The 9,652-nt window shown below is 70.2% G+C and carries 8 protein-coding genes; 3 read left to right on the top strand and 5 right to left on the bottom strand.

Features of this window, described 5'->3' with window-relative positions; translation table 11 throughout:
- A partial coding sequence (locus Q1N79_RS01060) for an endonuclease Q family protein (protein WP_300602971.1) occupies window positions 1–1,346 on the bottom strand: 1,346 nt, incomplete at its 3' end.
- A 155-nt stretch (window positions 1,347–1,501) separates the two neighbouring features.
- Between Q1N79_RS01060 and Q1N79_RS01055 the strand changes: the two genes are divergently transcribed.
- The 3 genes from Q1N79_RS01055 (at window position 1,502) to Q1N79_RS01045 (ending at window position 3,483) form a co-directional block, all read left to right on the top strand.
- On the top strand, window positions 1,502–2,200 hold the full coding sequence (locus Q1N79_RS01055) for a pyridoxamine 5'-phosphate oxidase family protein (RefSeq protein ID WP_300602968.1): 699 nt from the start codon (window positions 1,502–1,504) through the stop codon (window positions 2,198–2,200).
- Between the two features lie 64 nt (window positions 2,201–2,264).
- Window positions 2,265–2,549 carry a hypothetical protein gene (locus Q1N79_RS01050; protein ID WP_300602965.1) on the top strand — a complete coding sequence of 95 codons (285 nt, stop codon included), beginning with the start codon at window positions 2,265–2,267 and terminating at the stop codon, window positions 2,547–2,549.
- Between the two features lie 22 nt (window positions 2,550–2,571).
- Window positions 2,572–3,483: a CBS domain-containing protein gene (locus Q1N79_RS01045; RefSeq protein WP_300602962.1), complete on the top strand. Its 912-nt coding sequence runs from the start codon at window positions 2,572–2,574 to the stop codon at window positions 3,481–3,483.
- A 45-nt stretch (window positions 3,484–3,528) separates the two neighbouring features.
- Here Q1N79_RS01045 and Q1N79_RS01040 read toward each other — a convergent pair whose 3' ends face one another.
- The 4 genes from Q1N79_RS01040 to Q1N79_RS01025 form a co-directional block, all read right to left on the bottom strand.
- Window positions 3,529–4,218 carry a nuclear transport factor 2 family protein gene (locus Q1N79_RS01040; protein ID WP_300602959.1) on the bottom strand — a complete coding sequence of 230 codons (690 nt, stop codon included), beginning with the start codon at window positions 4,216–4,218 and terminating at the stop codon, window positions 3,529–3,531.
- Window positions 4,219–4,243: 25 nt separating this feature from the next.
- Complete coding sequence (locus Q1N79_RS01035) at window positions 4,244–5,713, bottom strand: carotenoid oxygenase family protein (RefSeq protein ID WP_300602955.1); 1,470 nt, start codon at window positions 5,711–5,713, stop codon at window positions 4,244–4,246.
- Between the two features lie 128 nt (window positions 5,714–5,841).
- Window positions 5,842–8,289, bottom strand: coding sequence for a hypothetical protein (locus Q1N79_RS01030; protein WP_300602952.1), 2,448 nt, complete (start codon window positions 8,287–8,289; stop codon window positions 5,842–5,844).
- 74 nt (window positions 8,290–8,363) lie between these two features.
- Window positions 8,364–9,458: a cobalamin-independent methionine synthase II family protein gene (locus Q1N79_RS01025; RefSeq protein ID WP_300602949.1), complete on the bottom strand. Its 1,095-nt coding sequence runs from the start codon at window positions 9,456–9,458 to the stop codon at window positions 8,364–8,366.
- Window positions 9,459–9,652 lie beyond the last annotated feature (194 nt).

Raw genomic sequence — 9,652 nt, 5'->3', positions numbered from 1 at the left:
GCGCCCGCCGGGACGTCCGGGACAGCCGCCGGGGCCGCTCCGCCGCGCCGCGCCTTCCGCGGCGAGGGCAGGTCGAACAGGGCCGCGCCGGCCAGCTCCTCCGGGCCGAACAGCCGGATCGTGCCGTACACGCCGTCGTACCCGGCCTCGCGGCGCACCTGCCCGCGCCGCAGCCGGGCGATGGCCTCCGCGACGATCGACGGGGCGCGCGCCGCGATCTCCTCGAGCGGCACGTCGCCCAGGATGGACAGCTCCGGGCCGAACCGCTCGACCATCGCGGTGACCTGTGCGGTGACCGACTTGGACTGCGGGCCGACGGCGGCGATTTCGCCGAGGATCTCCGGCAGCGGCACGAACGACCGGTAGTCCGCCGCGCCGGCGGGCCGGTAGCCGGCCGGCCGGTCGGCGAGCGCCGCCACCCGGTGCTGCACCCCGATCGTCGGCGTCTTCCCGCACACCGGGCACTTCCCGCCCGCCGCGCGAGTCTCCTCCGGCGACGTCCGCACCCCGCAGGCGCGGTGCCCGTCGAGGTGGTACTTGCCTTCCTCCGGGAAGAACTCGACCGTTCCCGCGAACCCGGCGCCGGTGCGCAGCGCCAGCGCGACGGCGTCGTAGGCCACGTCGGTGTCGAAGGCCGTCGCCTCCCGGCCGAGCATCGGCGGTGAGTGCGCGTCGGAGTTGCTGACCAGCCGGTACCTGTCCAGGCTGGAGACGCGCCAGTTCATTTCCGGATCGCTGGACAGCCCGGTCTCCAGGGCGAAGATGTGGTCCGCGAGGTCGGCGTAGCAGTCGGCGACCCGGTCGAAGCCTGACTGCGAGCCGAGCACGGCGAACCACGGGGTCCACGCGTGGGCCGGCACCAGGTAACAGCCGTCGCCGGCGGACAGCGTGATCTCGAGCAGGTCCCTGGAGTCCAGGCCGAGGATTGGCCGGCCGTCAGCGGCGATGTTGCCGATCTTCGCCAGGCGGCGGGTGATCTCCCCGGCCGCCGCCAGCGAGGGCGCGTACAGCAGGTGGTGCACCTTCCTGGTCCGGCCGTCGCGCTTGTAGATCGTCGATATCTCGGACGAGAGCATGAACCGCGCCGGCGTCCGGCAGGCGGCGGGCAGCCGGGCAAGGACCGCGCGCTCCAGCTCCGGCCGCAGCCGGAACAGGCCAGGCTCGGATTGCGCGGGGACGAGGCTGGCGGCCAGCTCCTCGGCCCACGCCGGATGGGTGAAGTCGCCGGTCCCGACCACGGTGATTCCCTTGCGGCCGGCCCACCAGGCCAGGTGCTCCAGGTCGCAGTCCCGGCTGCACGCGCGGGAATATCGCGAATGTATGTGCAGGTCCGCATAAAAGCGCACATGACCATCATTCCGAACGGACCGTTGCTCCGCCCGCCACTTCGCCGTTCTCCGGCCGCGCGGCGGACCCGGCGACGTTTGGGCCTTTCGGCCCTGCCTCGCGGGTGTCCGCGCGGCCCAGCCTAGATCCGTGAAAACCGAGCGAGGAGAACTCCATGAGCGTCTACGCACGGCCAGAACCGGACCAGCCAGCCGAACTTGGCTGGCCGTCGCCACCCGACCCCGGTGACCTGAGCAAGCGCATCGCGCGACGGCGCACGGAATTGCGGTTGAGCACCGCGCAGGTGGCCGCCCGCGCGAGGATCAGCCGACGGTACCTGGAGTACCTGGAGCGTTACCCGGCCTCCCCAAGCGGGGCGGTGCTGCGCCAGCTCGCCGTGGCGCTGCAGACCACGCCTGCCATGCTCCTCGGCGCGGGCACGGACGCGCCGCCCGGGGTCAGCGGACCCCCGAGGGAGCCGCTCATCCAGAAGCTGACGCCCGGGGAGTGCCGCCGGCTGATCGCGCCGGGCGGGATCGGCCGGATCGCGTTCAGCACCGCGTCGGGTCCCGTCGTGCTGCCGGTTAACTTCTCGGTCGTCGGCGGGTCGATCGTGATCAGGACCGACGAGGGCACGCTGATCGAGACGCACGGCGACGACCGCGCGGCGTTCGAGGTCGATCACGTCGACGAGGTGCTGCGCCAGGGCTGGAGTGTGCTCATCCGCGGGCAGGCACACCGTGTCCTGCAGTCCGGCGAACTGCGGCACGTGCGGCAGGAGGCCACGATCGCGCCCTGGGCCGGCGGCGACCGCGACGTCTACGTGCGGATCGTCCCCGAGCGGATCTCGGGCCGCAGGATCAGCGGACGCTGAAGGTCCCGGTCCGCGGGGACCTGCGGACCTGACGATACTGCTGGCGGGGGATGAGGATTAAAACATGTTCGGCAGACACGCGGCACACGCTGAGCCCCTGCTTGACGACGTGCAGTGGCAGTTCCTGATGGACCCGAGCGTCCCGTCGAGATCCTGCTGCTGCCCCGCCAGGCCGATGGTCAAGGTCATCATGCCGCCGGCTCCCGGCCGGCCAGACCCGGTCGACCTGTGGCTATGCGGCCATCATTACCGCGCTTCGCGCGCGGCACTGCTCGCGGCCGGAGCCGACGTGGAGGACCTGACCACGCCGCGCCACGCCGACGACGAACTCTTCGCCGAAGTCGCCTGAACATTAAAAGGAGGTGGGGGAGATGGCGCGGACAGACGTTCACCTTGACGCGATGCTCCGTCACCTGGGGGCCGCGTACTACGAGTCGCTCCACGGGCGGGCCGCCCGGTCCGACGTGACCAGGGCGCTGGACACCGTCGAAGAGCACCTGAAGGAGCGGCCCGCGACCCCGGCGACCGTCGCCGAGACCAGCGCCGGGTGGTCGCCCGGCGCACCGGAGACACAGGCTGGCGGCGGGCAGGCGCACCACCGCCGGTACGCGCGCCGGGTCCGGGACGTGATGACGACCAGCGTGATAACCGTCGACAGGATCACCCCGTACAAGGAGATCGCCCGGCTGCTGACCGAGCACCGGATCAGCGGCCTGCCCGTGCTCACGATGGGCAGGCACGTGGCCGGGGTGGTGAGCGAGGCCGACCTGCTGGCCGTGGAGGACAAGCCCGCCCGGCGGGACAGGGCCGCCGCCGCGGCCGGGCAGCGGTCGTGGCTGCCGCGCAGGCGCCACCCCGTCGCCCTGGTCGCCGGGGACCTGATGACCAGCCCCGCGGTCACGATCCACCCGGACGCGACGATCCCGGGGGCGGCCCGGGTGATGAACGCCAACCACGTCAGGCGGTTGCCGGTCATCGACCCGGAGGGGAAGCTCATGGGCATCGTCAGCCGCCGTGACCTGCTGAGCGTGTTCCTGCGCCCGGACGGCGAGATCGCCGAGGACGCCCGCGGGGTGCTGGATGAGATCCTGCTCACCGAGCCCGGCAACACGACCGTGACCGTGCGCAACGGCGTGGTGACGCTGACCGGGACGCTGAAGCCCGCCGAGGGCCAGCACGGCGACCTGGTTCCCGTCGCGATCCGGCTGCTGTGGGACGTCGACGGGGTCGTCGACGTCGTCAACCGCCTCGGCGAGCCCGCGACCGCGCCGCAAAGCGCGTGACGAAGGGTTGAATGTGACACCGAGCCGCGACGGCCTGGTGCCGGCCTACCCTCCGGCGCCGGGGGCGAACTCCTTGCCCGTCACCGGGTGGCGGTAGTGGAAGGGGAGCGTGGTCGTGTCCGGGAACAGCCTGGGCGCGTCCCGCAGCAGCTCGTCGGGGCCGTACGGGTCCTCGGGGTAGGTGACGGTCGAGTTCGGCACGTAGTCCGGCGGGATGTACGCCCAGCCGTGCTCGAACGTCCCGTGCCAGAACGCCCGGTAGAAGAGCTTCTTGATCTTCCACACACCGCCGTCGGACACGTAGACGTTCTCGTACAGGCCGCCCTCCCACCACTGGCGGACCGGCGCCTGCTCGGTCGCGACGGACTCGTGCGTGCCGGCCTGCATGAGCGTCCGGTACCGCGCGTACGCGGTGCGCCGGTCCGGCTCCACGTGCACGATGTCCTGCAGCATCGGGTGGTCGAGCAGCCGGCCGTGCGACGGCCCGTTGTGACCGCCGGTGAACCGGCTGCGGAACCGGCCGGTGTACAGCCGGGCGATGCCCGCCCGCCCCTTGTAGACGCCGCCGATGAAGATGACCTCGCCGTCCTCGTCGAACAGGTCGACCACCTCGTCGTACAGGCACTTGTCCAGGTAATAGCCGTAGGCGTGCTGCAGGTTGCGGATGGCGAGCGCGTCCTCGACCAGGCCCAGCCGGTGCTCGAGCTCGGCCACCCTGTCTTCTGCCGTTGTCATTGAAAGACCTCCTCGTCGTCCGCCGTCATCCGGCTCGAGTCGCTAGCTGCTCGTGGGTCACCCAGTTGCCGTGCAGCCCGCCTGGCATCCTGATCGGGATCCTCAGCGTGGCCACCGGCTCGGCGTCGATGTGCTGCGCGTCCAGGATCAGCAGGTCGGTGGTTCCGGTGGCGTGCCGGTCGACCAGCTGCATCACGTACCCGTGGCCGTTCGGCGTGTCGACGCCAGGCGGCACGAAGATCGCCTCCTGGAGCGTCGAGTCCCGGCCGGCGAACCGGGTCCGCATCGCCCCGGCCGTGGGGTCGATCGAGCCCAGCCAGCGGAACCCGGGCAGCCCGTCGTCGGGCCGCTGGCCCGGTATGCCGGTGAGGTTGATGACCCCGAACCGGTATCCCCTGGTCGCCCACCGGTCGTCGGTGCGCGGGAACTCACCCGAGCAGTCGGTGAGCCGCCGCTCGGCGAACGCCGTCGCCCCGTCGCCGAGGTCAGCCGGGCCCTGCGTGTCGATCGTCCACCGGGACAGCTGCGCGCTGGCCTTCTCCGGGTCGAACGGCGCGCCGGTGATGTCGGGGAACCACGGGAACGCGGATTTCTCGCCGACCGGCGTGTCGACGTGGACGTACCGCCCGTCGTCGAACGCGTTCATGATGTGCGAGGCGAACCGGTTGGTGCCGCGGTACCACCGCACCTGTGACCCGCGCCGGGGCACGACGCCCAGGTACACGTCCTGCGAGCCGTCCCACACGTACAGCGGCCCGCCCGCCTGCAGGCGCTCCAGGCTGGCGGTGAGCGGGATGATCGGGAAGACCACGAAGTTCTGCGTGACCGCCCAGTCGTGCACCATGGACGAGTAGGGGGCCTCGAACCAGGCCTCGTGCACGACCCGCCCCGTCGCGTCCGCCTCGTAGTAGGCGATGTCCTTCGTCGCCTCGCCCTTGGCCATGTACCCGAAGAACACCAGCGATCCGTCGCGCGGGTCGATCTTGGGATGGGCCGTCGCGGTCTGCGAGGACAGGTCGCCCTCCCACGTGAACTCCCCGATCGTGTCGAGCGTGTCCGGGTCGATCTGAACCGGCGCGCTGTCCTCCTTGGAGGCGAGCAGCCGGCCGGCGTGCCAGTACACGTTGGTGTTGGCCAGGCCGCGGGACAGGCCCGCGACCGACGCCTCGTCGGTGTAGGGGTTGCGGTAGGCGCCGAACAGCGACCGGCGCGCCGCGCGCTCGGCGGCGAACCGCGGCGTGCGCACGTACCGGCTGCGGAAGTCGGCGTAGCCGTTCTCGAACCGGAACATCGCGACCATGCCGTCGGCGTTGAAGTAGAAGTCATGCTCGACGAACGGCGGCCACGCCGGGTCGGCGCCCACCCGGTAGAACGTGCCCCGCAGCGACGCGGGCACCTCTCCCTGCGTCACCTCAAGGCCGCGGATCTCGCCTTCCATCCGTACCGGCGCGAAGCGCCCGGCGAAGCTTGGCTCGTCAGGGAACCGCACTGACATCTGGCCCACCTCCAGGGACGCGCTGAGCGTAACTCCGCCCCGGCGGCGGGAGAAGGGGCTGATGCTCCCATTCGCCGGCGCCGAGGTTGTGCGGCGGGGACAAACATTTCTTATCCAGAACGACGTCCTCAGCGGGAGGGCAGCACCGCGTCGACCCGCACGCTCGACCCCGGTGCCGCGAGCGGCACGAGCGTCCCGTGGACCCGCTGCCCGTCGACGGCGAGGTAGCCGCCGGCGCTGGCGCGGCGCACGGTGATCTCGTAGGTGGCGCCGCGGAACCGGCGGGTCGCGGTGTACCCCGCCCAGTGCGCGGGGAGGACGGGCTCGACCCGCAGCCCGGCCAGCTCCGGCCGGATGCCGAGGATCCACTGGGTGATCGCGACCAAGTTCCACGCGGCCGTGCCGGTCAGCCAGGAGTTCTTGGCCTCGCCGTGGGTGGGCGCGTCCCGGCCCGCGATCATCTGCGCGTAGACGTACGGCTCGCAGCGGTGCAGCTCGCTGATCGGCTCGCGCGCCGAGGGGTTGATCCGCTTGTAGTAGTCGAAGGCAGCGTCGCCGTCCCCCACCATCGCCGAGGCGATCATCAGCCACGGGTTCGTGTGGCAGAACACGCTGCCGTTCTCCTTGTAGCCGGGCGGGTAGGAGGAGATCTCGCCGAGTTCGACGCGGTAGGAGGCGAACGCCGGCTGCAGCAGCATGATCCCGTGCGGCGTCGCCAGCCGCTCGCGCACGCTTGTCAGCGTTCGGGTGGCGAGGCTGGCGTCGGCTTCGGTCCCGTTGGCCAGCCCGATGCCGCCCATCACGCAGATGCCCTGCGGCTCGGCGAAGATCTGCCCCTCGGTGTCGCGCGCGGACCCGACTGGGTTGCCGAAGTGGTCATAGGCACGCAGGAACCACTCGCCGTCCCAGCCGTGCTCGGCCACCACGGCGGCCATCTTCTCGGCGTCGGCCCGGTAGCTGTCCGCGTCCTCGCCCCGGCCGTGCGCCGCCGCGATCGCGGCGAGTTCCCTGGCGGCCAGGGTGAACAGCCCGGCGATGAACACCGACTCCGCGACGCCGCCTGGGATGTTCTGCGTGGTCTGGAACGACTCGCCCGGGGTCTGCGAGAAGCAGTTCAGGTTCAGGCAGTCGTTCCAGTCGGCGCGGCCGATGAGCGGCAGGCCGTGCGGGCCGATCCGGTCGAGCGTGTAGCGGAGCGACCGTTCCAGGTGGCCGTACAGCGAGGCAGCGCCTTCGTCGCTGAACGGGATTTCCTGGTCAAGGACGGAGAAGTCGCCGGTCTCCTTGAGGTACGCGGCGACGCCGAGCACCAGCCACAGCGGGTCGTCGTTGAAGCCGGAACCGATCGCGTCGTTTCCGGTCTTGGTGAGCGGCTGGTACTGGTGGTAGGCGCCGCCGTTCGCGAACTGCGTCGAGGCGAGGTCGATGATCCGCTCCCTGGCACGCTCCGGCGCCAGCTGGACCGAGCCGAGCAGGTCCTGGCAGGAGTCCCGGAACCCCATGCCGCGGGAGATGCCTGTCTCGAACGACGACACCGAACGGCTCATGTTGAACGTCACCAGGCACTGGTAGGCGTTCCAGATGTTGACCATCCGGTTGGTGTCGGCGTCGGGCGTGTCGACGCGCAGGACGCCGAGCAGCCCCGCCCAGGACGCCTTCAGGCTGTCGAAGGCCGCCGCGACGGCTTGCGGGCGCAGCCAGCGCTCGATCACCGGCCGGACCAGGGCCTTGTTGATGACGCCCGGCGCCGCGAACTTGGCGGCCCGCGGGTTCTCCCAGTAGCCCAGCAGGAAGATCACCTCCTTGGTCGCGCCAGGTTCGAGGGTCACCCGGACATGGTGCGCGCCGTACGGCGCCCAGCCGTGCGCGATGGAGCCCGATGCCCGGCCCAGTTCGACCGCCTGCGGGCTGTCGAAGCCACGGTAGGGGCCGAGGAAGGCCTCGCGCTGGGTGTCGAACCCGGCCAGCGGCTCCGAGCACGCGAAGTAGGCGAAGTGGTCGCGCCGCTCCCGGTACTCGGTCTTGTGGTAGATGACGCCGCCGTCGACTTCGACTTCGCCGGTGGAGTAGTTGCGCTGGAAGTTCGTCGTGTCGTCCTGCGCGTCCCACAGGGCGAACTCGACCGAGGAGAAGACGGAGATGTCCGCCGGCCTGGCGCGCTCGTTGGTCAGCGTCAGCCGCCAGACCTCCAGCGTCTCCCCTTGCGGCACGAAGTAGAGCGTCCGCGCGCGGATGCCGGCTTTCGCGGAGCTGATCGTCGTGTACGAAAGGCCGTGCCGGCACTCGTAATCGTCCAGCCCGGTCCTGGTCGGCTGCCATGACGGCGACCAGTACACGCCGGTGCGGTCGTCGCGCAGGTAAAGGTAGCGTCCGCCGCAGTCACCAGGCACGTTGTTGTACCGGTACCTGGTGAGCCGCCGCAGCCGCGCGTCACGATGCCACGAGTAGCCGCCGGCCGTGTTCGAGATGATGCCGAAGTACCCGTCCGTGCCCAGGTAGTTGATCCACGGCACGGGCGTGTCCGGGCGGGTGATCACGTACTCCCGGCTATCGTCATCGAAATGGCCGTAGCGCATAGCGCTACTTTACCGGTTTAGTGCTGGCAAGACCATGGGCAGAACGGCGCGAACCGACTGCCCATGGTAACGGCTCACCAGATCTGGTGCGCGACCTCCGCGACCAGCTCGAGCTTGCGCTCCTCCACGTCCTCGTTGGTCAGGTTAGCGCCGATGAGGACCGAGGAGAACCCGCACTGCGTGGACAGGCCGAGCCGCTCCAGGCCTACGTAGCGCGCCGCCTCGTGCACCCGGGCGGTGAGCTCCTCTGGGGATTCAAGCGTCGTGCTCTTGCTGGACACCAGGCCGAGGATGACCCCCTTGTCGTCGGGCAGCTTCGCCAGCGGCTCGAACGAGCCGGACCGGGCGTCCTCGTACTCCAGCGTGTATAGGTCGAAGTTGGTCAGCCTGTTGAACAGCGCCTCGGCGGTGAGGTCGTAGCCGCCCTCGCCGATCCACTGGCTGAGGTAGTTCCCCTTGCACAGGTGCAGCGCGAACGTCACGCCGGGGACGTCGCCGACCGTGTTGAGGATGTCGGCGCCCTCGGTCAGGGTCCGCTCGGTCGGCATGCCCAGGTTCTCGCGCAGCTCCCGGTTCACCGGGTCGACCAGCGTGCCGTAGTCCGGCGAGTCGATCTGGATGTAGGTGCAGCCGAGGTCGGCGAGCGCCTGCGCCTCGGCGCGGACGATCGCGGCCGCGTCGGCGAACAGCTCGTAGGCGTCCTTGTAGGCCGGGGTGGACAGCTCAGGCGACCACATCGAGTACAGGACAAGCGGGCTGGGCAGGGTGACCTTGACCGGCTTGGTGGCCCTGGCGCGGGAGTAGGCGTACTCCTCGACCGTCAGCTTACGCTTCTGGCTGATCTTGCCGGTCACGGTGAACGGCGAGTGCCAGTCGAAGCCCGGGTTGGTGATGTTGTGGAAGTGGACGCCCGCCCCTTCCCGCTCGATGACTCCATCAAGCTCGCTGATGATCTGGTCGAGGAAGGAGAAGCGCCGCAACTCGCCGTCCGTGATGACGTCGAGCCCCACGCCTTCCTGCATCGCGATGGCCTGGTCCACCGCGCGGTCCTCGATCCGCTTGAACTCGGCCGCGCTGAGCTCGCCGGACGCGAACTTGTCGCGGGCCTGCGTCAGGTACCTCGGCCGCAACAGCGAGCCGATGACATCGGAGTGGTAGATCTGTGGCATCGCCAGCCTCCTTGACAACGTCGTCTGATGCCTACTACCCACCTATATGCCACCGGGACAACGCGAAGTGGCACGCCCCACATTCTTTCGCACGCTTCCCTCGGCCCGCCAGCACGAGGGGGTCACGCCCTGGCCAGGTGACGGTGATATGCGGGTGAACGGTGTGGCCGGGGTGCGGCAGGCTGGCTGAGGCC

It is taken from the genome of Trebonia sp., from assembly GCF_030042015.1.
Taxonomy (GTDB): Bacteria; Actinomycetota; Actinomycetes; order Streptosporangiales; family Streptosporangiaceae; genus Trebonia.
Note: the sequence above shows the minus strand (reverse complement) of the source record. Positions and strands in the feature narration are given on the sequence as shown.